The organism is Kitasatospora sp. NBC_01287 (assembly GCF_026340565.1).
GTDB lineage: Bacteria > Actinomycetota > Actinomycetes > Streptomycetales > Streptomycetaceae > Kitasatospora.
Genome location: NZ_JAPEPB010000001.1, coordinates 1,981,283 through 2,004,981 on the forward strand (window position 1 = coordinate 1,981,283; position 23,699 = coordinate 2,004,981).

23 protein-coding genes are annotated in these 23,699 nt (G+C 74.7%); 11 read left to right on the forward strand and 12 right to left on the reverse strand.

All coding sequences use genetic code 11. The features are described from left to right. Window positions 1-114: 114 nt before the first annotated feature. The 8 genes from OG455_RS08230 (at window position 115) to OG455_RS08265 (ending at window position 9,760) form a co-directional block, all read left to right on the forward strand. Complete coding sequence (locus tag OG455_RS08230; protein WP_266291661.1) at window positions 115-2,298, forward strand: restriction endonuclease; 2,184 nt, start codon at window positions 115-117, stop codon at window positions 2,296-2,298. A 344-nt stretch (window positions 2,299-2,642) separates the two neighbouring features. Beyond that, the gene (locus OG455_RS08235; protein WP_266291662.1) at window positions 2,643-3,416 is read left to right on the forward strand and encodes an ABC transporter ATP-binding protein; all 774 of its coding nucleotides are present in this window, start codon (window positions 2,643-2,645) and stop codon (window positions 3,414-3,416) included. Between the two features lie 530 nt (window positions 3,417-3,946). Next, on the forward strand, window positions 3,947-4,963 hold the full coding sequence (locus OG455_RS08240) for a DUF4129 domain-containing protein (RefSeq protein ID WP_266291664.1): 1,017 nt from the start codon (window positions 3,947-3,949) through the stop codon (window positions 4,961-4,963). Next, window positions 4,960-6,036 (forward strand): DUF4129 domain-containing protein, encoded by a 1,077-nt coding sequence (locus tag OG455_RS08245; RefSeq protein ID WP_266291666.1) that lies wholly within the window; start codon window positions 4,960-4,962, stop codon window positions 6,034-6,036. Before OG455_RS08240 ends, OG455_RS08245 begins: the two co-directional genes overlap by 4 nt. Beyond that, on the forward strand, window positions 6,036-6,668 hold the full coding sequence (locus tag OG455_RS08250; protein WP_266291668.1) for a hypothetical protein: 633 nt from the start codon (window positions 6,036-6,038) through the stop codon (window positions 6,666-6,668). The genes OG455_RS08245 and OG455_RS08250 overlap by 1 nt, the downstream gene beginning before the upstream one ends. A 97-nt stretch (window positions 6,669-6,765) precedes the next feature. Then, complete coding sequence (locus OG455_RS08255) at window positions 6,766-7,797, forward strand: MoxR family ATPase (RefSeq protein WP_266291670.1); 1,032 nt, start codon at window positions 6,766-6,768, stop codon at window positions 7,795-7,797. Next, window positions 7,794-9,155 (forward strand): DUF58 domain-containing protein, encoded by a 1,362-nt coding sequence (locus OG455_RS08260; protein ID WP_266291672.1) that lies wholly within the window; start codon window positions 7,794-7,796, stop codon window positions 9,153-9,155. Before OG455_RS08255 ends, OG455_RS08260 begins: the two co-directional genes overlap by 4 nt. Next, window positions 9,152-9,760, forward strand: coding sequence for a hypothetical protein (locus OG455_RS08265; protein ID WP_266291674.1), 609 nt, complete (start codon window positions 9,152-9,154; stop codon window positions 9,758-9,760). The genes OG455_RS08260 and OG455_RS08265 overlap by 4 nt, the downstream gene beginning before the upstream one ends. A 121-nt stretch (window positions 9,761-9,881) precedes the next feature. On the opposite strand, the gene OG455_RS08270 is transcribed toward OG455_RS08265, so the two are convergent. From OG455_RS08270 to OG455_RS08295, 6 genes are all read right to left on the reverse strand, one after another. Further along, entirely contained in the window at window positions 9,882-10,775 is an 894-nt protein-coding gene (locus OG455_RS08270) for an ABC transporter permease (protein WP_266291676.1), read from the reverse strand. Continuing rightward, window positions 10,735-11,628, reverse strand: a complete 894-nt coding sequence (locus OG455_RS08275) for an ATP-binding cassette domain-containing protein (RefSeq protein ID WP_266291678.1) — start codon at window positions 11,626-11,628, stop codon at window positions 10,735-10,737. Before OG455_RS08275 ends, OG455_RS08270 begins: the two co-directional genes overlap by 41 nt. Further along, on the reverse strand, window positions 11,615-12,244 hold the full coding sequence (locus OG455_RS42020) for a MarR family winged helix-turn-helix transcriptional regulator (protein WP_323185440.1): 630 nt from the start codon (window positions 12,242-12,244) through the stop codon (window positions 11,615-11,617). The genes OG455_RS08275 and OG455_RS42020 overlap by 14 nt, the downstream gene beginning before the upstream one ends. 85 nt (window positions 12,245-12,329) lie before the next feature. Then, complete coding sequence (locus tag OG455_RS08285; RefSeq protein ID WP_266291679.1) at window positions 12,330-12,989, reverse strand: hypothetical protein; 660 nt, start codon at window positions 12,987-12,989, stop codon at window positions 12,330-12,332. 103 nt (window positions 12,990-13,092) lie between these two features. Then, the gene (locus OG455_RS08290) at window positions 13,093-13,629 is read right to left on the reverse strand and encodes a GNAT family N-acetyltransferase (RefSeq protein ID WP_266291680.1); all 537 of its coding nucleotides are present in this window, start codon (window positions 13,627-13,629) and stop codon (window positions 13,093-13,095) included. Between the two features lie 42 nt (window positions 13,630-13,671). Beyond that, window positions 13,672-13,968 carry a helix-turn-helix transcriptional regulator gene (locus OG455_RS08295; RefSeq protein WP_266291681.1) on the reverse strand — a complete coding sequence of 99 codons (297 nt, stop codon included), beginning with the start codon at window positions 13,966-13,968 and terminating at the stop codon, window positions 13,672-13,674. Window positions 13,969-14,198: 230 nt separating this feature from the next. Here OG455_RS08295 and OG455_RS08300 point away from each other — a divergent pair, with 230 nt between their 5' ends. From OG455_RS08300 to OG455_RS08310, 3 genes are all read left to right on the forward strand, one after another. Beyond that, window positions 14,199-15,200, forward strand: coding sequence for a zinc-binding dehydrogenase (locus tag OG455_RS08300; RefSeq protein WP_266291683.1), 1,002 nt, complete (start codon window positions 14,199-14,201; stop codon window positions 15,198-15,200). Between the two features lie 69 nt (window positions 15,201-15,269). Continuing rightward, entirely contained in the window at window positions 15,270-16,109 is an 840-nt protein-coding gene (locus OG455_RS08305; RefSeq protein ID WP_266291684.1) for a class I SAM-dependent methyltransferase, read from the forward strand. Window positions 16,110-16,209: 100 nt separating this feature from the next. Next, the gene (locus OG455_RS08310) at window positions 16,210-16,824 is read left to right on the forward strand and encodes a formyltransferase family protein (RefSeq protein WP_266291686.1); all 615 of its coding nucleotides are present in this window, start codon (window positions 16,210-16,212) and stop codon (window positions 16,822-16,824) included. Between the two features lie 8 nt (window positions 16,825-16,832). Here OG455_RS08310 and OG455_RS08315 read toward each other — a convergent pair whose 3' ends face one another. From OG455_RS08315 to OG455_RS08340, 6 genes are all read right to left on the reverse strand, one after another. After that, window positions 16,833-18,251, reverse strand: a complete 1,419-nt coding sequence (locus OG455_RS08315) for a DUF4190 domain-containing protein (RefSeq protein ID WP_266291688.1) — start codon at window positions 18,249-18,251, stop codon at window positions 16,833-16,835. A gap of 161 nt (window positions 18,252-18,412) precedes the next feature. Then, on the reverse strand, window positions 18,413-19,654 hold the full coding sequence (locus tag OG455_RS08320) for a styrene monooxygenase/indole monooxygenase family protein (RefSeq protein WP_266291690.1): 1,242 nt from the start codon (window positions 19,652-19,654) through the stop codon (window positions 18,413-18,415). 118 nt (window positions 19,655-19,772) lie between these two features. Then, the gene (locus OG455_RS08325) at window positions 19,773-20,381 is read right to left on the reverse strand and encodes an ATP/GTP-binding protein (RefSeq protein WP_266300699.1); all 609 of its coding nucleotides are present in this window, start codon (window positions 20,379-20,381) and stop codon (window positions 19,773-19,775) included. Between the two features lie 31 nt (window positions 20,382-20,412). Further along, window positions 20,413-20,928: a DUF742 domain-containing protein gene (locus tag OG455_RS08330; RefSeq protein WP_266291691.1), complete on the reverse strand. Its 516-nt coding sequence runs from the start codon at window positions 20,926-20,928 to the stop codon at window positions 20,413-20,415. Between the two features lie 95 nt (window positions 20,929-21,023). After that, the gene (locus OG455_RS08335) at window positions 21,024-21,506 is read right to left on the reverse strand and encodes a roadblock/LC7 domain-containing protein (RefSeq protein ID WP_323185441.1); all 483 of its coding nucleotides are present in this window, start codon (window positions 21,504-21,506) and stop codon (window positions 21,024-21,026) included. After that, a complete protein-coding gene (locus OG455_RS08340; RefSeq protein WP_266291693.1) occupies window positions 21,503-23,497 on the reverse strand; it encodes an ATP-binding protein in 1,995 nt (664 codons plus the stop codon). The genes OG455_RS08335 and OG455_RS08340 overlap by 4 nt, the downstream gene beginning before the upstream one ends. Between the last annotated feature and the right edge of the window lie 202 nt (window positions 23,498-23,699).

The window sequence follows — 23,699 nt, forward strand, 5'->3', positions numbered from 1 at the left end:
AGCCGGACCGGGCGAGCAGCGGCGAGCGGCAGCCGGACCGGGCGAGCAGCGGGCGGTCACCCCGGCTCACTAAAGTTGTCCCCGCGCGGGACAGCGGCAGGTGAAGGGGTGGACGTGGCAAGGCGAGCGGGCGGGGTGCTGGCCCTCTGGGCCGAGGCGCAGCGGCAGGAGCAGCGGCGCCAGGAGGCGCAGCGGCGGGCCCAGGCGGCGGCACAGCGGCAGGCGGAGCAGGAGCGGCGGGCGGCCCAGCGGGCGGCGGCGCGCGGGGAGCAGGCGGCGCTGCGGGCCTACCAGCAGGGCCGGGAGGCCGAGGCCGCCGAGCTGAGCGCGGGCCTGACCGAGCGGGTGACCGAGCTGGCGGGGCTGCTCCGGGTGGGCCTGGGCCGGCCGGCGTTCAGCCTGGCCCCGCTGCTGGCCCCCGCCGAGCCGCCGGCCCCCTTCAACCCGGGCCGGCTCGGCGTACCGGTGCCGATGCCGGACCCGGGTCGCTACCAGGTGCCGCCGCCGGCCGGGCTGCTGCAGCGGCGCCGGTACGAGGAACAGCAGGCCCAGGCGCAGGCGCAGTACGAGCGCGACTGGCAGCAGGCGCGGGCCGCCGAGCAGGAGCGGCTGCGCCAACTGGCCGAGTACCGGCGCGGCTACCAGGACTGGGCCGCGCAGCACCGCCGCCAGGACGACGAACGGATCTCGCAGGCAAGGGAGTTGGCCGAGCGGCTGGGCCGGGCCGAGGACGAGGCGGTGCGCGAGTACTTCGGCGCGGCGCTGCACAGCTCCGCCGGCTGGCCCGCGGAGTTTCCGCACCGGCTGGCACTCGCCTGGGACGCGGCGGACCGTCAACTGGTGGTCGACCGGGAGCTGCCCGGGTTCGAGGTGGTGCCCGAGCACAGCCGGGTGCGGTACGTGAAGGCGGACGACCGGCAGGTCCCGGTCGCCCGGGCCGCCGCCGAGCGCAAGCGGATCTACCGCGAGGTGCTGGCGCTCAGCGCGCTGCGGGTGCTGGACGAGCTGTTCCGGGCCGACCCGAACGGCCTGCTCGACTCGGTCGCGCTCAACGGCACGGTGCAGGGCGTGGATCCGGCGACCGGGCGGGAGAGCGGGCGGGTGCTGGTGGCGGTGACGGCCGCGCGGAGCGCGTTCGCGGCGATCGCACTGGACCGGGTGGCGCCCGTGGAGTGCCTGGAGGGCCTGGGCGGCCGCGTCTCCACCCGGCCCGAGCGGCTGGCCGAGGTGCGGGCCGAGCGGCTGCCGCACGAGGTGGGCGCCCGGGTGACCGGGCAGGGCGGCGAGGAGGATCCGGACCTCTACACGATGGACCCGATCGCCTTCGAGGAGCTGATCGCGCAGCTCTTCCGGGCCCGCGGCTACCAGGTGCAGACGACGGCGCGCAGCGGCGACCAGGGCGTCGACGTGGTCGCGGTCGACCCCGACCCGGTGACCGGCGGGAAGATCGTCATCCAGGCCAAGCGCTACCGCTCGACCGTCTCCCCCACCGCCGTGCGGGACCTGGACAGCACGGTGCGCCACCACGGGGCGATCAAGGGCATCCTGGTGACCACGGCGCACTTCGGGCGCGGCTCCTACGACTACATCCGCAACAAGCCGCTGTCGCTGGTGAACGGGCCCGAACTGGTGGAGCTGCTGGCCGAGCAGGGGCTGCGCGGGCGGCTGGGCGCGCCGGCCGCGGCACCGGCCGCCCGGCCCGCGGGGGGCGGGCAAGGTCCGGGGCAAGGTCCGGGGCAGGATCCGGAGAAGGGTTCCGGGCAAGGTTCCGGGCAGGGCGAAGTACGGGTGCGGATCGAGTGGCAGCCGCGGACGGTGGCCGGTGATCCGGCGGAGCTGGACGTCTGCGCCTTCCTCTGCGCCGGCGGCCGGGTGCTGAGTGACGAGCACTTCGTCTTCTTCAACAATCCCGCCGAGCCCGGCGGAGCGGTCCGGCTGGGCGCGGCGCGGACGAGTGCCCCGGGCGCGCTGCGCGGCGCGGTGCTCGACCTGGCGCTGCACCGACTGGCGCCGGAGGTCGAGGAGGTGGTCCTCGCCCTCTCCACCGAGGAGGACCCCGGTCCCGCGCTGCCGCTGGGCTACCTGCACGGGCTGGCGCTGGTGGTGGCCGAGCGCGACTCGGCCCTGGAGCTGCACCGCTGGGCCGGGGGCACCAGCGGGATCGCGGACAGCGCGCTGGAGCTGGGCGCGTTCCGGCGTGCCGCGCCGGGCGGTGGCTGGCGGTTCGAGGCGGCGGTGCGGGCGGTGCCCGGCGGGCTGGCGGGTCTGGCGACCGGGCGCGGGGTGGCGATCGCCTGAGCAGGCCCGGTCGCCCGGCGCGGGTCGGTCGCCGTGCCCGCGTCGGCGTCGGCGTCGGCGTCGGCGTCGGCGTCGGCGTCGGTCACCGTGCCCGGAGGGCTCCGATCGCGGAGGTCGGATCGCACAGGGTTCAAGGACCGCCTACTCGGACGGGTCCTGCGGGCCGATCGGTTTCACTCGGCCCGGGATTTCAGGGACAGGTCATCCTGAAGGAGGAGACCGCCCCCCGCCGCCCCTCCGGCCGGGGTTCGGGCAACCGTTCGCCGGGCCGACAACAAGCGCCCCGGCGGCCACCAGGATGGAAACAGCACCTGAAGCCCGACCGTCCCCGGGAGCCCGCCGCCATGACCCTCACCCTCACCCCCGTCAGAACCGCCGCCGCCACCGCGACCGGGCTGTCCAAGGTCTACGGCTCGGGGGCGAACCGGGTGGTGGCGCTGGACCGGGTGAGCGTGGCCTTCCGACCCGGGGAGTTCACGGCGATCATGGGCCCCTCCGGCTCCGGCAAGTCGACCCTGATGCACTGCATGGCGGGCCTGGACCAGGTGACCTCCGGCTCGGTCAAGCTGGGCGACACCGAGCTGGCGAGCCTCTCCGACCGGCAGCTGACCCAACTGCGCCGCGACCGGCTGGGGTTCGTCTTCCAGGCGTTCAACCTGCTGCCGACGCTCACCGCGCTGGAGAACATCACGCTGCCGCAGGACATCGCCGGGCGCAGGGTCGACCCGGTGTGGCTGGAGCGGCTGGTGGCCACGGTGGGCCTCACCGACCGGCTCTCGCACCGCCCGGCCCAGCTCTCCGGCGGCCAGCAGCAGCGGGTGGCCTGCGCCAGGGCGCTGGCCGGGCGGCCCGCGATCGTCTTCGCCGACGAGCCGACCGGCAACCTCGACTCCCGCTCCGGTGCCGGGATCCTCGGCTTCCTGCAGAACTCGGTGCGCGAACTGGGCCAGACCGTGGTGATGGTGACCCACGACCCGGTCGCGGCGAGCTACGCGGACCGGGTGCTCTTCCTGGCCGACGGACGGATCGTGGACGAGCTCTCGCTGCCCACCCCGGGCACCGTGCTGGACCGGATGCGCCGGTTCGACCCGGTCGCCCGGCCCGGCCGGGCCGGCTGACCCGCCGGTGACCTGCGCGGCGTCGACCGCGGCGTCGACCATGCCGGCCGGGCTGCTCGCGGCGGGGCCGGGGGCACCGACCGCGCGGGCCGGCGGCCTCGGCCTCGCGGACGCGTCCGCGGACCTGGCGGCGGCGGTGCCGTCGCTGCTGCTGCTCGGCCTCCTCGCGGCGCTCGCGGCGCTCGGCCTGCTGGCCGCCGTCGGGCCGACCCATCGGGTGCCCCACCGAGTGGCCGGTCGGGCGGGCCGTCGGGCGAGCCCTCGATCGGGCGGTCGCACCGTCCGGCGGGCGGATCCGCAGGCCGACGGAACGGCCGGCAACCACCTCCGGGGGCTTCGGGTGCCGCGGCCCCGGCCCGGGTGCCGGTCCGCCCGGACTGCCGCCGGAAACCCCTCCCGAACTGCCGCCAGGACCCCCGCGCGGCCCTACGAGCACCCCGGGCTGACAATAGTTCGACCACTGTGCCAAGCTGCACAGCGATCGGGCCGCCACCGGATAGCGGGCGGACCCGGACGGGGGGAGAGAGAGCATGACCGCAGGGGGTGACCCCGGCCCGGTGGCACTTCCCGGAGCCGGCCGCCCCGGCGCCCAGGAAGCGGCCCGCGCCGCCCAGTTGCGCCGGGTCCTGGCCGTCGGCGCGGTGGCCGGCCTGGCCTTCGCCGCACTGGAACTGCGCCCGGACAGCGGCCTGCTGAGCGGCGGTGACGGCCCACTGAGTCGGCCCTTCCTCCCGCTGCTCCTACTGGCCCTGGGCTGGCTGGTGCTGCTCGAACGGACCCTGCGCCGCTACCGGGGACAGCTCGGTCGGGCCGACCGCCTGTCGGCGCGCGCCGACCGTCTGCGCGCCGCCGCCCTGCGGCTGCTGCCCGTGCTGGCGGTCGGGCTGCCGGTACTGCTGCTCCTGCTGCGTCACTGGACCCCCACGCACAGCTCGCCGCCCGAAGAGGCCCCGACCGCTCCGCTGCCGCCCCACCTCGCGGAGGGCGGGTCCGACCCGCTGGGGTTCCTGAAGCCGGTCGCCCTCGTCCTGCTGGCGCTGCTGCTGGCGGTGGGCGCGGTGCGGGTGTGGCGGCTGCTGCGCCGGCTGCCGAAGCCCCGCCTGCCGCACGGCGCCACGACACGGACACGCACCGACGAACGCGAACTGGCCCGAGCCATCGCCTCCGCCCGCCGCGCCCTGCTCAACGCCCACGACGCCCGCACCGCCGTCATCGCCTGCTACCTGGCCATGGAGGACTCCCTCGCCGCCTCCGGCATCGAACGCCGGATCGCCGACAGCCCCACCGACCTCCTCCACCGAGCCACCACCACCGGCACCCTGCACGGCCCCGCCGCCACCACCCTCACCGACCTCTTCCGCGAAGCCCGCTACTCCCAACACCCCATGGACCACACCCACCTGCACCACGCCAGAACCGCCCTGGACACCATCGCCACCCAACTCGACGCCCAACTCGACGCAGCAGCCGCCCAGGACGAGCGACAGGGCACCGCCGGACCGGCACCGGACAGCGGTCAGGCCCGAACAGGAAGAACGACCCGATGACACCACAGGGCGGCCCCGGCCGGCCGGACCAGCCCGGACCCCAGCGGCCCGACACCGACGAGTCGGCCCGCACCACCAAACTGCGCCGGGCCCTGGCCCTCGGCGCGGTGGCCGGCCTGGCCTTCGCCGCACTGGAACTGCGCCCGGACAGCAACCTGCTGAGCGGCGGCGGCGCGCCGCTCAGCGACGAGTTCGGCCTGGTGCTCCTGCTGGGCCTGGGCTGGCTGGTGCTGCTCGAACGGACCCTGCGCTACTACCGGGGACAGGTCCGCGACCTCTACGACCTGCCGCCGCGCGCCGATCGGCTGCGGACGGCCGCCCTGCGGCTGCTGCCGCTGGTGGCGATCGCCCTGCCGGCGGTGCTGCTGTTCGTCTACCGCGGCGCCAACCACACGCCGACGCCGGACGGCTCGCTGATCCTGCCGACTCCGCCGCACATCGTCTCCTCGCGGCCGCTGCCACTGGTCCACCCGGGCAACGCCCGTCACCACAACCTGCTGAGCCTCCTGGCCCTGGGCGTCAAGATCGCCGTGGTGCTCGCCGTACTGGCCGCCGTGGTGGCGGTCTGGCGGCTGCTGCGCCGGCTGCCGAAGCCCCGCCTGCCGCACGGCGCCACGACACGGACACGCACCGACGAACGCGAACTGGCCCGAGCCATCGCCTCCGCCCGCCGCGCCCTGCTCAACGCCCACGACGCCCGCACCGCCGTCATCGCCTGCTACCTGGCCATGGAGGACTCCCTCGCCGCCTCCGGCATCGAACGCCGGATCGCCGACAGCCCCACCGACCTCCTCCACCGAGCCACCACCACCGGCACCCTGCACGGCCCCGCCGCCACCACCCTCACCGACCTCTTCCGCGAAGCCCGCTACTCCCAACACCCCATGGACCACACCCACCTGCACCACGCCAGAACCGCCCTGGACACCATCGCCACCCAACTCGACGCCCAACTCGACGCAGCAGCCGCCGAGACAGGCGCCGAGACCACCCCCGAGACCGCGGCGACGGCAGCACCCGAGACCCAGCAGCAGGCCGCTCCGCCGGCCGCGTCCGCGAAGGTGACCCCCTGATGGCCCGTGCCCCGCGCGGCGAGCGCTACGACAACATCCTGCACGAGAGCCGCCAGGAGCACGCCGTCTCCCGGGCCACCCGCACCCTGGCCGCCGCCCGGGAGCCCGACCGGGACGCCGACGGGCACCCCACCACCAAGCCGGGCGGCCCGATCATCGGCTCCAGCCGGCACACCCTCACCGTGCTCGGCCAACTGGTCCCGATCGCGCTGGTGCTGGGCGCCCTGGTGGGCGGCCTGCAGGGCCTGGCCGCCACCACGCTGCTGCTGGGCGTGGCCGCCCTGATCACCGCCCGGTACGTGGCCGGCGCCGGCAGCGCGGGCAGCACCTACCGGCGCGGCGTGCGGCTGATGGGCACCCAGGACCCGAGCCTGGCCGACTGGCGCTGGACCGTGCGCAACGGCCTGGACCCGAAGGACTCCCCGCACCCGCTGCGCCCGCGGCTGCGCCGGCTGTACGCCGCCAGGCTCGCCGAGCAGCACAGCGTCTCACTCGCCACCGAGCCCGAGCGGGCCGCCGCACTGGTCGGACCCGAGGTCTGGCCCTGGCTCGACCCGCAGGCCCCCGACGCGGGGGACGTGCTGTCACCCGCGGTGCTGACCCTGCTGATCGACCGGTTGGAGACGCTCTGATGCGACCGCCACCCCCGCCGCGCCCGCCCGGTGCCCAGGCCCTGCCACCTGCCAACGCGATCCCATCCCATTCTGTGAGGACCCTGTGACGACCCCCGTGACGACCGAGACCCTGACGCCCCAGCAGGCCGGCAAGCTCGCCCGTGAGGTGCTGGCGGAGATCGAACGTGCCGTGGTCGGCAAGCCGGAGGCGCTGGAGCTGGTGATGCTGGGGGTGCTGGCCGGCGGCCACATCCTGATCGAGGACCTGCCCGGCCTCGGCAAGACCCTGCTGGCCCGCTCCTTCGCCACCACGCTCGGCCTGGAGTTCCGCCGCATCCAGTTCACCCCCGACCTGCTGCCCTCCGACGTCTCCGGCGCGCCCTTCTACGACCAGCGCAGCGGCGAGATGGTGTTCCGCCCCGGTCCGCTCTTCACCAACCTGCTGCTGGCCGACGAGATCAACCGCACGCCGCCCAAGACCCAGGCGGCGCTGCTGGAGGCGATGGCCGAGTCGCAGGTCTCGATCGACGGCACCACGCACAAGCTGGCCGACCCGTTCGTGGTGATCGCCACCGCGAACCCGATCGAGTACGAGGGCACCTACTCGCTGCCCGAGGCGCAGCTGGACCGCTTCCTGCTGCGGGTGCGGATGGGCTACCTGACCGGCGAGCTGGAGTCCCGGATGCTGCGCGCCCGGATCGACCGGGCCTCGCCCGAGGCGGTGCTGCGGCCGCTGAGCGACCCCGCGCGGGTGCTGGCGATGCGGGCCGCGCTGGAGCAGGTGGAGGTCTCCGACGATCTGGTCGAGTACATCATCGCGCTGATCGGCGCGACCCGCGCCGACCCGCAGATCCAGGTCGGCGCCTCGCCGCGCGGCGGGCTGGCGCTGGTCCAACTCGCCCGGGCCCGGGCGGTGCTGGACGGCCGCGACTTCGTCACCCCGGAGGACGTCAAGTCGGTGGCGGTGCCCGGGCTGGCCCACCGGATCACCCTGAAGCCGGAGTTGTGGGTGCGCCAGGTGGAGGCCGACGACGTGCTGGCCCAGTTGGTGGCGCGGGTGCCCACCCCGCAGACCGTTCCGGGCAACGCCACCGTTCCGGGCAACGCCACCGAGACCGTCGCGGACCTCCCGGCCGCGCGCTCATGAGCGGCCCGGTCAGCGCGCCGGCCCTCGGCGCACCGGCCCTCGGGACACCGGCCCTCGACCAGGAGCGGTCGGCGCCCCGGCTCGGGCTGAGCACCCAGCCGCCCCCGCCACCCGGCTGGCGGGCGAGCGAGCGCACCCTGCGGCTGCTCACGGTGGCCGTCGCCGCCTCGGTCACCGCGCTGCTCACCGGGCAGGCCTGGCTCTTCGCGCTGGCGGCCGGCCCGGCCGTGCTGCTGGCACTGGTCGCGCCGGGCCGCACCCGGCCCACCCGGATCAGCACCGAGGCGAGCGTGACGGCCCGGCGCTGCTTCGAGCAGGAGCGGATCAGCGTCCGGATCGAGGTGCGCCACGACGGCGCGACCGGACTGCTCGACCCGGTCGCGGCGCTCGGCCCGGGACTGGTGCTGAGCTCCGAGCGGATCAGCCTGGACACCGTGACGTTGGAGCTGACCGCGACCCGCTGGGGCCGCTGGTCGATCGGCCACGTCGACCTCGACGTGTACGACACCGGCCACCTGACCCGGCGCACGGTCCGGGTGGAGCTGGGCGAGATCGAGGTCTTCCCGGTGCCGGGCGGTGCCCGCCTCACCCCGATCCCGGTGCGGCTGCCGGAGCGGCTCGGCGAGCACACCACCCGCCAGCACGGCGAGGGCGTGGAGGTCAACGGGGTGCGCCCGCACGTCTGGGGCGAGCGGCAGCGGCGGATCCACTGGCCCTCCACCACCCGGCGCGGCAGCATCCAGGTCAACCAGTTCAGCGCCGAGCGGGCGGTCGACACCGTCCTGCTGCTCGACGCGCTGGCCGACTTCCGCGACCCGGCCACCGGGGTCTCCACCCTGGACGAGTCGCTGCGGGCGGCGGCCGGGCTGACCCGCGCCTACCTGCGCACGCACGACCGGATCGGCGTGGTCTCGATCGGCGGGACCACCCGCTGGCTGCGGGCCGGCAGCGGGGAGCAGCACTTCTACCGGATCGTGCAGAGCGTGCTCGACGTGCGCAAGGACCTCGGCTACCGCACCCCCGACCTGCACCGCCTGCCGCCGGCCGCGCTGCCGCCCGGCGCGCTGGTCTACGCGTTCACGCCGCTGGCGGACCAGCGGACGCTGGACGTACTGGGCGACCTGGCGGACCGGGGCAATCCACTGGTCGTGGTGGAGATCCCGACCGGCGACCCGCTGGTCGAGGACGACGACGAGCACGGCCGGTTCGCGCTGCGGCTGTGGCGGGCCGACCGGGAGGCGATGCGCTTCGCGCTGCGCAACCGGGGCATCCCCGTGGTCGCCCACACCGCGGGTGAGGCGCTGGACCTGGCGCTCGCCCCGCTGCTGCGCGGTCGGATCCGAGGGAGGCAACAATGACAGCGCAGACGGAGAACCCGCGGGCGCCGCTACCGGTGGCGGAGCGGTCCGAAGGGGCCCGGTGGCCGCGCCGGGGCGAGGTGTCGACGCGTCTGCTGGGCGTGGCACTGATCGTCGCGGCGGTCGATCCGGTGGGCTGGCGGCCGGTCGGCCTGGGCCCGGTGCTCGCGGTGCTCGGCGCCGGGTTCGCCTGGTGGGCCGCCCCCGCGGTGCCGGACCGCGCCGAGCGGCCGCGCGCCCGGCTGCACCACCAGCTGACCCTGCACCGCAACACCGTGCTGGCCGTGGCCGCCGTACTGCTCGCCGCGTTCGCGCCGCACCGCCCGTGGCTGACCGTCGCGGTCACCGCGCTGCTGCTGGCCTACCTGCTGCGCGCGGATGCCGGTGAGCCGCTCCACCGCCCCCCGGGCCGGCTCACCGTCGCCGCGGCCGCCGCGGCCTCCGCGCTGGTGCTGCTCGCCGCTCTCACTCCCACGCACAGCTCCGGCACGGCCCGGCTGCTCGCGGTGCTGGGCGTGGCCGCGGCCGCCGGTGCGGTGGGGCTGACGCTCTACGAGCGCCGGTCGGGCGACGAAGAGGGTCGAGCGGGAACCGGAAAACGGTGACGGGGTGGCCGTTGCTGCTCAACGGCCACCCCGTCACCGGGGTCTGACGCTACGTCAGTGGGTCGACAGGTTACCCCGGTCGCCCGGGTCACCGCTCGTCATAACGCGGTTCAACGCCGTTTCATCGGGCCAGCCGTCCGAGCAGCGCCGAGGCCGCCGTGATGCCCAGCACGGTGGCGAGGGTCAACACCGCGTAGTCGGACAGCAGATGGGCATGGGTGCCGATCAACAGCCCGCGCAGCGCGTCGACCTGGTAGCTGAGCGGGTTGGCCTTGCTGATCGCCTGCAGCCAGCCCGGCATCAGCGCCACGGGGTAGAGGGCGTTGGAGCCGAAGAAGAGCGGCATGGTGATGGCCTGGCCGATGCCCATCAGGCGGTCGCGGGTGAGCACGATGCCGGCGATGGTCATCGAGAGGCAGGAGAAGAAGGCCGAGCCGAGCAGCACCACCACCGCGACACCGAGCAGCCGCAGCGGGTTCCAGGTCATCCCGACCCCGAGCAGCGCGGCGATCACCACCACCACGACCGCCTGGATGACCGCCTTCACCCCGGCGGCGAAGGCCTTGCCGGTGACCAGCGCGGCCCGCGGGGTCGGGGTGACCAGGAGCTTGGTGAGCACCCCGGAGTCCCGCTCCCAGATGATCATGATGCCGTAGAAGATCGCGATGAACATCGCGGACTGCGCGATGATCCCCGGCGCCAGGTAGTCGAGGTAGGGGATGTTGCCGGTCGGGATGGAGTGCAGCTTGGTGAAGGTCTCACCGAAGATCAGCAGCCAGAGGGCGGGTTGGACGGCCCGGGTGTAGAGCTCGGTCCGGTCGTGGCGCAGCTTCTGCAGCTCGACCGTGCACATCGCCAGGACCCGGGCCGGAACCAGGCGCCAGCCGGTCCTGGCGCGGGGCGGGACCAGCAGCAGCCCCAGGTCGGGACGGCGCACGGGCGCGGCGACCGGGGCGGGGCCGGCCGTCAGCTCCTCAGCCGACACGGGACGCGGTGCGGCGGGTACGGCGGACATCGCTGAACTCTCCTTCCGGTGCCTGGCCACGGCCGAGGTCGCGTCCGGCGAAGTGGCGGAACACATCGTCGAGGGTGGGGTGCTCGAGCTCCGGGTCCTGCTCGCGGACCTGGGTCTTGAGCTCCTCGGGGGTGCCCAGCGCGCGGATCTTGCCGCGGTCCATCAGGCCCACCCGGTCGCAGTACTGGTCGGCCTCGTCCATGTAGTGGGTGGTGACCAGCACGGTCATGCCGGTGGCCTTGCGGACGGCGTCGATGCACTCCCAGACGCTGGTCCTGGCGATCGGGTCGAGGCCGATCGTCGGCTCGTCCATCACCAGCAACCGGGGCGCGCTGACCAGCGCCTGCGCCAGCTCCAGCCGCCGCACCATGCCGCCCGAGTAGGTGCCGGCCAGCCGGTCGGCGGCCTCGGTCAGGTCGACCGCGGCCAGCGCCTGGGTGACCCGCGCCGCGCGCTCGGAGCCGGGCACGTCGAAGACCCGGCAGAAGAGCGCGACGTTCTCCCGCCCGGTCAGGCCGCTGTCGGCGGAGAGCTGCTGGGGCACGTAGCCGAGCAGCCGCCGAACGTCCATCTTGCGCCGGGCGGTGTCGTTGCCGAAGACCTTGACCATGCCGGCCGGCACCGGGAGCAGGGTGGTGATGGCGCGGATCGTGGTGGTCTTGCCGGCACCGTTCGGGCCGAGCAGGCCGAAGACCTCGCCGGTGTGCACCTCCAGGTCCACCCCGTCGACCGCCTTGGTGTGGGCGGCGCCCGAACGGGGCTTGCCGAAGGCGTACTCCAGGCCCCGGCAGACCACGGCCTCGGTCGGGTCGACCACCGTGCCGGGCAGCCCGGCCGTGTCACGTTCCGTCATGCTTCGCCCCCTCATCGTCCTCGTCGTCGTCCTGGTCGTCGTCCTGGTCGCCGTCCTCAACGCCGCTCGAGTCGTCGTCCTCGCCGGCGTCCTCGCCGCTCCGGCCCTGCAGCTCGGCGGCCAGGTGGCGCAGGGCGGGCAGGGCGGCGGAGAGCGCCTGCCGATCCCCGGCGGGGAGCTCGGCGAGCAGGTCGCCGACCAGCGCCTTGCGCTTGGCCGACCAGGCGTCGAGCCGCTCGGCGGCCTCCGGGGTCACCCGCAGCAGCGCGGCCCGGCGGTCGGCCGGGTCCACCTCGCGGCGCAGCAGACCCTCCGCGACCAGCTGGTTGACCAGGGTGGACACCGAATTGCCCGCCAGGCAAAGCTCCTTCGCGGCGGCCGAGACCCGCAGCCCCGGGTTGGCCGCCACCAGGCGCAGCAGCTCCACCTGGGCGCCGCGCAGGCGCGGCACGGTGAGCTCCTGGCGCAGGCGGCGGCGCAGCAGGCGGGGGATGCCGACGAGCAGGGTGGAGAACTCGTCGGCGAGCCCCGGGTCGCCAGGGCCCGTGGAGCCGCCGGGATTCGGGGAGCCGCCGGAGTCCGGAGGGTCCCCGGGGTACGGGTCAGTTGCAGGCATACAACAATGTTAGCTCTCCATAAGAGCTATCTGTCCAGAGGTAACTTCCCGTAGCAGCGTCCCCCGCGTCCCTGGACCGCGCGCGTCAGGCCAGCGGTGCGCTGTGCCACTGCTCGAACACCCGGCGTGGCCGTCCGGGCAGTTCGGCGCGGCCGGTCGCCCAGAGCAGCGTGGCCCACGGGTCGCCGCTCTCCGTGGCCACCTCGGCCACCTCGGGGAAGAGCCGGGCCAGCGCCCGCTCGCAGAGGCCGCCCGGCGGCGCCCAGTCGAGGCCGAGCCCGCGCACCACGTCCTCGGTGTGCACCAGGATCTCCACCACGCCCATCGCCGCGAAGCCCTCGGGGTCGGCCACCCCGTAGGAGTGGAACGCGCGCACCTGCGGCGCGGTGGTGCGCACCGCCGCCGCCAGCAGCCCGCCGCCGGCCTCCAGCAGCTCCAGCAGCGCGGCCGGCCCCTCCTCGCGCTGCGCGAAGAGCGCGTTCGGCGGGCCGCCCGGCCGCTCCCGGTGCCAGCTCAGCGCCACGTAGCGATCCAACGGCGTGCGCCGCGAGACGACTTGCGCCCCGTACGCCCACAGACCGTCGGCGGTGTGCTCCAGCGTCTCCCAGCAGCTCCAGTCCAATCCCCCTGCCGACTGGGAGAAATCGGCGTCGAGCTCGGCGGCCAAGGTCTGCAGGGAGAGTTGGACGGCGGCCTCGACATCGTCGGCGGTCACCGGCGACCTGGTGTCATGTTGATCGATCATGCGGCGAACGTAGCAGGTCAGAGCGGTGGCGCCGACAGAATTCCGACCCCGCAGGCCCCGCAGGCCCCGCCGATCCCGCAGGCCCGGGCCCATCGCCTGCCGGTCAGGCCCCGTCGCCCGCCGCGAAGCAGTGCACGGTCACCGTCATGCCGTTGGACCAGGTCTGATCGACCGTCAGCAGCAGTTCCCAGCCCGTCCGGTGGTAGAGCGCGACCGCGGCCTCGTTCTCGGCCACCACGTCCAGCACCGGCCGCAGACCCCACGCCCTGGCCTGCCCGACCGCCGTGGCCAGCAGTCGCTCGCCGAGGCCGTTGCCCCACCAGGCCGGCGCGACGTAAAGCCGGCTCACCGCCCCGGCGCCGTCCGGCTCCCGCCCCTCGGCCAGCCCCGCCCAGACGCCGCCCGCCGAGGAGCCCGAGCCGCGGTTGAGCGCCACGTGCCCGGCGATCTCCCCGGTGGCCGCCGACACCGCGACCCAGGAGGCGAGTTGGTCGGACTCCACCAGCCAGCGGGCGGGATCGGCCGACCAGACGACCGGATAGCCGTCGCTCCGGTGGACCTCGGCCAACGCGCCGACACAGCCGGGCAGATCGCCGGACCACCGCCGCCGGATCTCGAACCGCCCCGAGCCCTCCGCCACTTCCGCTCCTCCCCCGCGACTCGGCCGCGCCTCGGCCGCGCCTCAGCCGCGCAGCGCCAGGTCCAGCAGCCCGGGGAACCGGGCGTCGAACTCCGGGCGCCGCAGCCGGTTGACCCGCCTGGCCCCGACATCGCGCTGCTCGATCAAACCGGCCGAGCGTAGCACCGCGAAATGGTGGCTCAGCGCGGCTTTTCCGACCGGCACCTCGAAGGTGCCGCAGGCCCGCTCCCACTCCGGCGCCAGCGCCAGTTCGCGGACGATCAGCATCCGCACCGGATCGGCGAGCGCCGCGAAGGCGGCCTGTGCCGACACCTGATCGGGGTGCGTGTGCTCCGGCATCGCACGATGGCTCATCAGACCCACTGCCTTCCTCGTCCCATCACCGGCGTCTCATCGCCCGATGTCCCGTCACCCGATGTCTCGTCACCCGATGTCTCATCACCCGATCGGGATCTTGCCGAGTATTCGATCAGATACGTACACTCACAGGTGTTCGATCTCCATTGAACACTGTGCGCGCACCATGAGCGAGACGGTGCGACCAGGTCATGTCTATGAGGAGCTTCCGCATGCGCGCGATCATGGTGGACCAGTACGGCGGCCCCGAGGTCCTGCGGCTCGCCGAGGTCGGCGAGCCGGAGCCGGGCCCCGGGCAGGTGAGCGTCGAAGTCGCCTACGCCGGGATCAACTTCGCCGAGCTCAAGGCCAGGAGCACCGGGTACCGGGTCCCGGCGCTGCCGTTCCGCCCGGGCCTGGAGGTCTCCGGCGTGATCCGCGCGATCGGCCCCGAGGTGCCGGCCGCCTACGGGCTGCGGGTGGGCCAGCCGGTCGCCGCGCTGACCCTGTTCGGCGGGTACGCCGAGGTCGCGGTGGCCGACGCCGCCCGCGTCTTCCCGCTGCCGGCCGGCGTCTCGCTGCGCACCGCGGCCGCGCTGCCCACCGTGCTGCCGACCGCGCACGCGCTGCTGCACGAGGTCGGCCGGCTGCGCGCGGGCGAGAGCGTGCTGGTCCAGTCCGCCGCCGGCGGGGTCGGCGGGGTGGTCGGACAGCTCGCCAAGCTGGCCGGGGCGGGCCGGGTCTACGGCGTGGTCTCCAGCGCCGCCAAGGTCGACTACACCCGGCGGGCCGGGTACGACGAGGTCTTCATCGGCCCGGACTTCAGCACCGAGCTGCAGAAGGCCACCGAAGGGCGCGGCGTCGACCTCGCGCTCGACGCGGTCGGCGGCCGGACCCACCAGCGCAGCCTGGAGGCGCTGACGCCGTTCGGGCGGCTGGTCTCCTTCGGCAACGCGAGCGACGACGTGCCGTGGAAGACCGAGTTGGCCGGACTGGTGCCGGGCCGCTCGGTGGCCGGCTTCTCGCTCTTCACCCTCGCCCAGACCGCACCGGCCACGCTGCGCGAGCTGGCCGAGACCTCCTTCCAGCGGGCGGCGTACGGCGCGATCGACCCGCTGATCAGCGCCGAGTTCCCGCTCGAACAGGCCGGGGAGGCGCACCGCCTGATCGAGACCCGCACCACCACGGGGAAGCTGCTGCTGGCCGTCAACCCGCCCGCACCGAAAGTTCACTGACGCTGCGCCAGATCGTGCTCGAAAAGAAATCCGCCCACGAACGGGCGGATTTCGCCTAGCCTGCTCCGCATGCCTGACAAGCTCACCCCCGCGGGACGCGACGACAGCCCCCAGGAGTCCCGGCGCGTGCTCCTCAGCCGGACCTTCGACGAGGAGGCGGAGCTGTACGACCGGGCCAGGCCCGGCTATCCGCCGCGGCTGTACGACGACCTCGCGGCACTCGCGGGGGCCGGCTGCGGCAGCCGCGTCCTGGAGATCGGCTGCGGGACCGGGCAGGCCACGGTGCCGCTGGCCGCACGGGGTTGCCGGATCACGGCCGTCGAGGCGGGAGCGCGGATGGCCGAGGTCGCGCGCCGCAACCTGGCCGGGTCCGCGGCCGTGGAGGTGGTGACGGGGGAGTTCGAGAGTTGGCCGCTGCCGGCGGAGCCGTTCGACGCGGTCGTCTCCGCGACGGCGTTCCACTGGATCGACCCGGCGGTGCGGATGGCCAAGGCCGCCGACGCGCTGCGCGCGGACGGGGCGCTCGCCGTGGTGCGCAGCCAGCATGTGAGGGGCGGCACCGAGGACTTCTTCGCCGAGGTCCAGCACTGCTACGAGCGCTTCGACCCGGCCACGCCGCCCGGGCTGCGGCCACCGGAGGCCGCGGCCATCGACGGCTCGGACCACGCGGCGGAGGTCGCGCGGAGCGGCCGGTTCGGCCCGACACTCTTCCGCCGCCACGAGCAGGACCTCACCTACACCACCTCGGAGTACCTGGAGTTGCTGCTGACCTACTCCGGCACCCGGGCGCTGCCCCGAGCCGCTCGGGACGGGCTGCTGGACTGCGTCGCGGCGCTGATCGACGGGCGGTACGGCGGCCGGGTGACCAAGCGGTACCTCATCGAGTTGGCAGTGTCGCACCGGCGGTGAACCGGCGCACCTGGCAAGGTCCATGACCGAACGTCAACTCCTGTACGGCCGAGGCCCGATGCCGGCCCCCGCGGGCGGCGGCCGGTGCGACGATCGGCGCATGACGCTTCGGGTCGCGGTGCTCGCCTCGCACACCGGCAGCAACCTCCGGGCGCTGACCGCCGACGCCGCCGACCCCGCGGCCGGCTACGCGGTCATCCTGGTGATCAGCAACAACAGCGGATCGGGCGCGCTGGCACACGCCCGGGAGCTGGGCATCGCGGGCCTCCACCTGTCCGGGCGCACCCACCCGGACCCCGCCGAGCTGGACCGGGCACTGCTCGCCGCCCTGCGCGCGGGCGCGGCCGACCTGGTGGTCACCGCCGGCTACCTCAAGCGGATCGGGCCCGCCGCCCTGCGCGGCTACGCCGGGCGGATCGTCAACGTGCACCCCGCCCTGCTCCCCCGCCACCGCGGCCCCGGCCTGCACAGCCACCACGTGCACCGGGCGGTGCTGGCGGCGGGCGAGCGGGTCACCGGGGTCAGCGTGCACCTGCTCGCCCCGGACGGCGAGCAGCCGGTGGTGCTGGCCGCCAGGCCGCTGCCGGTGCGCGCGGACGACACGGTGGAGAGCCTGGCACGGCAGGCCCTGCCGGTCGAACACGCGCTGCTGCCGGCCACCGTGCGGACGCTGGCGCTCGCGGCGGCGCTGTCGGCGGGCGGGCGCCTGACGTAGCGGGCGCCTTACGTGGCGGCCGGGTTGCCGCCGCCGGAGCCCGTGCCAGTGCCGTCGCCGCTGCCGCCGCTGCCGCCGCCCGGCTGCGTGTCGTCGGGCGCGCCCTGCCGCTCGTCCTGGTCGGCCAGGCCGAGCGCCCGCCGGGCGGCACCTTCGGCCTGTGCCCGTGCCAGGTCGTGGGCGGTGAGTTGATCGACGAGGTCATCGAGCGGGGTCGTGTTGTCGTTCCTCGCCGCCTGCCAGGCCGCCTGGTCGTTCTGGAGCTCGCGCACCAGCGCGGCCACCTCGTCCTTGCTCCCGGCCGGCCAGTCTCGTCGGCCGAGCGTGTCCGCAGCCTCGGAGATCCCGGAAGCGGTGTCGTCGATCCAGTTCTGGGTCTCCCCGATGTCGCCTGACGGGTCATCGGTCGGCTCCTCCGCCTCGGCGTCGTCCAGCCCGTTGACGGCCTGCAGGAAGTCCTGCTGGTCCTGGGTCAGATCGGTGGCGTCGCGGCGAAGTGTCCCAACCCCACCGCCGGGCGAGCTGTCGTGCAGGAAGCAGATGGTGGTTTGGTCGGTGTTCTCCCAGCGCGCCTCGGTGTTCGGGTAGATGTAGCGCACACTGACCGACGAGGACCGAGCCCACAGATCGGTCAGGTACGCCTGCTCCGCGGTCCGGCAGACCGCGTTGCTCTGCTGCTGCACGATCACGGTGCCCGGGAACTCGTCACCGGTCAGCTTGATCCGCGCGGTCACCTCACCGTAGTGCGGCGCCGAGCAGTCGACCCGCGGCCACCCCGTGACGCCGGCCGGACCGGACTGCTGGGTGAAGCACTGGCCGGGCTGCAGGCCGAAGCCGTTGTCGCGCGCGGCCACCTGCGCGGCACGGAAGCCGACCACCCCGCCCACCCCCGCGAGCACGCTCGCGAGCAGGCCCAGCACCCCGAGCACCACGCCCGCGACGGCGAGCCCGCGCCCGGACTGGCGCCGGCGGCGCAGCTGGACCAGGGAGGCGATCCCGAAGCCGAGTGCGGCGGGCCAGAGGCAGCAGGTCAGGCCGGTGACCAGGGAGGTGACGGCCAGGCCGTTGGTTCCCCGGTGCGTGGGCGGCTGCGCGTCGTACGGGGCGAACGGCGGCTGCCGGTACCCGTCGTACGGGCCTGGCTGCCGCGGCCAGGGAGCGGCTGCGGGGGCGGCGGCCGGGGGCGGCGGCGCGTCGGCGGCCGGGGGTGCCCAGGGGTCGGCGGGCGCGGGGTCCGGGGCGGGCCCTGGGTCCGGGGCGGCGGCGGGCTGGTCGACCGGGGTCGGCGGCGTCCGCTTGGCGAGGTCGACGGGCGTGGCCGGCTCGGTGGTCGCAGCCACCTCGACGTCCGGATCCACCTCGACGTCCGCCGCCCCGGCGCCCTCCTGCGGTGGCTGCTCGGAGGCCTGTTCCGATATGTCCGCCATGGTCGCGCTCGCTCCCCCTGCCGCCGCGCTGCCGGTGCAGCTGTCCGATCGACGCCGGACTCTAGCGGATCTTGGGGACCGCCCCCGGCACCGCCCCCGTCCCCCCGGTGACGGCGGGATGAACGGGCGGCGCCGGGGCGGGCGTCAGGCCTGCGGGGTCGTCAGGCCTGCGGCGGGGCGACGGAGGCCAGGTAGGCGCCCGCCTTCTCCGGGTCGTAGAACCAGTTCTCGAAGTCGGCCGGATTGTCGAAGCCGTTGGCGAACCGGTGGGCCACCGGCGGCAGCTGGCCGGCCGCGCCGATCAGGTTGAGCACGTGCTCCGGCGGCGGGCCGAGCATCGCGTTGGTCCACTTGGTGACGTGCTGGGCGTCGTCCCAGTAGCGGTCGAAGGCGGACTGCAGGAACTCGCGGTCGAAGGGCTTGTCCCCGTGGGCCACGATGGCCTCCAGGTAGACGGCCGCGCACTTGGCGGCGTTGTTGGAGCCCTGGCCGGTGATCGGGTCGTTCGCCACCACCACGTCGGCCACCCCCAGCACCAGGCCGCCGCCGGGCAGTTCACCGATCGGGTTGCGCACCACCGGGGCGTAGCGGCCGGCCAGGGTGGCGCCGGCGTCGGTCAGTTCGACGCCGCCACGGGTGCGGTCGAACTCCCAGGGGGTGAAGGTCTTCATCAGCTCCAGGGTCAGCCGCAGGTGCTCGGCCGGCTCCTTGACGTCGCCGAAGACGTCCAGCGGGCCGCCGGGGATCCCCTCCCAGAAGAGGATGTCGCAGTCACCCGAGACGGTCAGCGCGGGGATCACGAAGAGCTCGCCGACGCCGGGGACCAGGTTGCAGCGCACCGCCCGGAAGTCGTGCTCGGGCCGCGGGGCCAGACCGTGCACGTAGGACACGGCGAGCGCGCGCTGCGGCACCTCGTACGGCGAGCGGCTCGCGTCGCGGCCGAACATCGAGACCAGCTCGCCCTTGCCCGCGGCGACCAGCACCAGGTCGTAGGTGCGGGCGAAGTAGTCCAGGTCGGAGACGGCGACGCCGTGCACCACCACCTGGCCGCCGCGCTGGGCGAAGGTCTCCAGCCAGCCGGCCATCTTGATCCGCTGGTCGACCGACTGCGCGTAGCCGTCCAGCCGGCCCACCCAGTCGATCACTCTGGCGGAGTCGGGGCCGGCCACCGAGACGCCGAGCCCCTCGACCTTGGGTGCCTCGGCCTCCCAGAAGTTGATGCCCAGCGCGCGCTCGTGGCTCAGCGAGGTGTCGAACATGCACTGGGTGGAGAGCACCCGGCCGTCGCGCACCTCGTCGGCGGTGCGGTTGGTCATGACCGTGACGTCGTAGCCGTGCGACTGGAGTCCCAGCGCGAGCTGGAGCCCGGCCTGTCCGGCTCCGACGATCAGTATCTTGCGCATCGCTGCCTGCCTTCTTGCTTGTGCTTGGTGACGTGCTGTTGGGGAGCGTGGACCGAGAGCCCGTGGGGAGTCACGCGCGGGTGCCGGCGGGGCGTCACGCGCGGGTGCCGGCGGGGCGTCACGCGCGGGTGCCGGCGCCGACCGGCTCGGCGGCGAGCGCGTGCAGCACCAGCGCGGTCAGCACCTCCACCGCGGAGGAGCGCCGGCGGGCGTCGCAGAGCACCACCGGCACCTGCGGCGGCACCGCCAGCGAGTCCCGCACCGCGTCGGGCGAGTAGACCGGGGCGCCGTCGAACTGGTTGACCGCCACCACGAAGGGCAGCCCGCTGCCCTCGAAGTAGTCCAGCGCGGGGAACGAGTCGGCCAGCCGCCGGGTGTCCGCCAGGACCACCGCGCCGACCGCGCCGCGCACCAGGTCGTCCCACATGAACCAGAAGCGGCCCTGCCCGGGGGTGCCGAACAGGTAGAGCACCAGGTCGGATTCGAGGGTGATCCGGCCGAAGTCCATCGCCACCGTGGTGGACGACTTCGCGGGGACGGCCGCCACGTCGTCGATCCCGACGCTCGCCTCGGTCATCACCGCCTCGGTGGTGAGCGGCGGGATCTCGGAGACCGAGCGGACGAAGGTGGTCTTGCCGACCCCGAACCCGCCCGCGACCACGATCTTGGTCGAGGTGGCACTGCCGGATACCAGCGGGATACCGGGCACCAGCGGGCTGCCGGGCACCGCCGCGGGGGCGGCCCGGCGGCCGTCGTACTCAGAGCTTGCGAAGTCCACCCAGCACCCTCTCCAGCAGAACCCGCTTGGCCACCGGGACCTCGCCGGTGCCGTCCAGTGCGGAGCCGTCCGCCGTGTCCGCGCCGTGCACCCGGATCCGCCCCTGGTCGGCGAGGTCGCTGACCAGGACCTTCACCACGCCCAGCGGCATCCGCAGCAGCGCGGAGATCTCCGCGATCGAGCGCATCTGCCCCCGGCAGACGTCGCAGATCGCGCCCAGCTCGGGCAGGCCGCGGTCGGCCGGGTCGGCGGGCCGGTTGAGCGCCGACACCAGCGTCTCGACCAGCAGCACCCGGCCGAACCTGGTCCGCCCCCGGGTGATCGCGTACGGGCGCACCCGGGACGAACGCCCCTGGCCCGCACGGGCGGTGTCGGTACGCCGGCCGAGGCCGCCGGCGCCGAGCCGACCCTCACCGCGCCGGCCGGCGCCGAGGGCGTCCCCGGGGACGCTCATGCCGATGCTGCTGCCGCTACCGCTGCGGGCGGTGCCGGGCATGCTTCTCATCTCCTCTGGGTGCTCCGGGCGCTCCGGGTGCACTGGGTGCACTGGGTGCACTGGGCGCTCTGGGTGCGCTGGGCTCGAATCCGGATTCATCGGACGGCCATCGCCCGGTGGAGCTCACTGCGCACCTGGGGCGTCAGCGCGTGGCCGGCCCGTTCGACGAGCAGCGCCATCTGGTAGGCCAGGACGCCCAGGTCGCAGCCGAGCGAGGAGTAGACGCCCAGGCAGGAGCCGTCGCTGATGGCCATCACCACCAGGTGGCCCTCGTCCATCGTCACCATGGTCTGCTTGACACCGCCGAACTCGATGGCGCGCGCCAGCCCCTGCGCCAGGCTGGTCAGTGCCGAGACGATGGCGGAGAGCTGGTCGGAGCGCATGCCCTGCTGGGAGTCGGCGAGCAGCAGGCCGTCGGAGGAGACCACCACGGCCTCCTCCACCCCGGGGACCAGCTGCAGGAAGTCGCCGAGCAGCCAGCGGACGTTCATCGCGCCCTGGCTGACGGGGTGGCCGGGTCCGCGCAGGGGGGTGGCGGCGGCCGGGACGTGCCGGTAGCCGTGGTCGTCGTGGGTCATCGGTCCTGTTCCTCGGCGGCGGACTCGCGGGCCGCCTGGCGCAGCCCGCTCTGGAAGCCGCCGAGCCTGCGGCGCAGCTCTTCGGCGGAGGTACGGGAACGCTGCGGGCCGGCGGCGGTGCCCGGCACGCTGCTCGGCGCTTTGCTCGGCGTGGTGTTCGGAGTCGTGTTCGGAGTCGTGTTCGGAGTCGTGTTCGGAGTCGTGTTCGGCGCACCGCCCGCCGCCGGCACGGTGGCGAGCCGGCGCAGGCCGGAGGTCGGCATCTCGCCGGTGCCCGGCAGGCCGCCCGCCCGTGGCACCCGCTTGGGCAGGCCGAGCGGGGTGCGCTCCGCGCCCTCCACCGCGACGGCGGGGCCCGCGGGTGCGCCGAGCCCGAGCTGGCTGATGGTCAGCTGCCGGGTGGGCGGGTCGAGCGGGTCGTCAGGCTCGGGCTCGGCGGCGTCCGGAGCGAGGGCCGACGCGGCAGTCGGGATGGCGGCGGCCGCAGGCACGGGCTCGGCGGAAACCGGGGCCGCGACCGAGGCCGCGACCGGGCCGGTGGCCTGGGCGGCCGCCTCGGTCGGCGCTCCCGGGGCGGCGTGGGCGGGCCGGCGCCGGGGCAGCGCGGGCAGGCCCGCCTCGGCGGCGAGCGGGTCGGCGGCGGCGCGGTGCTGCGCCGGAGAGGTCGGCGCGGTCGGCGGGCTCGGCGGGCTCGGCGCCAGCGCCGCACGGGCTGCCGCCGACTCGGCAGCCGACGCCTCGGCGGCAGCGAACTCCGCTGCCACCCGGGCCTGTTCGGCACTGGCGGCGGTCGTGCGCTCGGCCCGCCGCTGGTCGTCCAGGTCGGCCGTGCTCAGCCCGTCCTGGTGCAGCGCCTCGCGCGGCAGCACCACCATCGCGCTCACCCCGCCGCCCTGCCCGTTCTCCCGCAGCTGCACCCGGATGCCATGCCGGCGGGCCAGCCGGGCCACCACGAAGAGCCCCATGCTGCGGCCGGTCAGCGCGCCGGCCAGCAGCGCGTCACGCCGCTCGGCCGCCTCGGCGGGCAGCGGCTCGGCGAGCTGCTCGTTGAGCGCGCGAAGCCGTTCGGCCGGCAGGCCGATCCCGTGGTCGGTGACCGAGAGCATCAGCTCGCCGTTGTCCAGCAGCCAGCCGCCGACCTCGACCTGCTCCTGCGGCGGCGAGAAGGCGGTGGCGTTCTCCAGCAGTTCGGCCAGCAGGTGGCTGGTGTCGTCGGCGACCGCGCCGGTCAGCCGGGCGGCGGCCAGGAAGCCGAGCTTGACCCGCTCGTAGCGCTCGATCTCGGAGACGGCGGCCCGGACCACGTCGAGCAGGGCGACCGTCTTGCGGCTGCGCGAGCTGTTCTCCAGGCCGGCCAGCAGCAGCATGTTCTCGCTGTTGCGGCGCATCCGGGTGGCCAGGTGGTCGAGCCGGAAGAGGCTCTCCAGCTGGGCCGCGTCGGCCTCGCGGCCTTCCAGCGCCTCGATGAGCACCAGTTGGCGCTCGACCAGGGTCAGCGTGCGCATCGCGAGGTTGACGAAGGTGGCGTCCACGCTGCCCTGCAGCTCGTCGCGCTCCTTGGCCAGCCCGTCCCGCTCGGCGAGCAGCAGCTCGCACTCGCGCAGCAGCTCCTCCATCCGCTCGACCGAGGCGCCGTTGGCGGCGAGGGCCTCGTGCAACTGCCCGACCAGCTCCTGCCGGCGCCGCCCGAGCTCCTCCCGCTCCTGGAGCAGCGCCAGCCGCTCGGCGGTGAGCCCCTGCACCTGGGCGCCCTGGGCGTCGCGCCCGGCGATCAGCCGGGCGCGCTCCTCCAGCAGGCCGCCGCGCTCGTCGAGCAGCGCGGCCAGGTTGCGGGTGGCGAGGTCCCGGGCTCTCTCCAGCGGGCGGGCGGTGACCCGGCGCACCACCACGGCGGTGCCGCCGACCAGCACCACGGCCGCCGCGCCGCCCACCGCCCAGAGTTCGGTGGCGCCGGCGCCGTGCGCGGTGTCGCAGCCGGTCAGCGTGGTCAACGCGGGTAGCGCGATCAGCGACCTGAGGAGGCGGCGTGGGAGCCGCCGGCCCGCCACCCGGTCCAAGCGGTGGCGCTGGACGGGTTGCTGACGCCTGGTCCTCATACGCAACGGTGCTCACAATCTCGTCAGGCCTCAAGCACCCAGAGCCGTCCCCCGGCCCTGGTTGCACTCTCAGACAGACGGCCGCACCCCGTTCCGC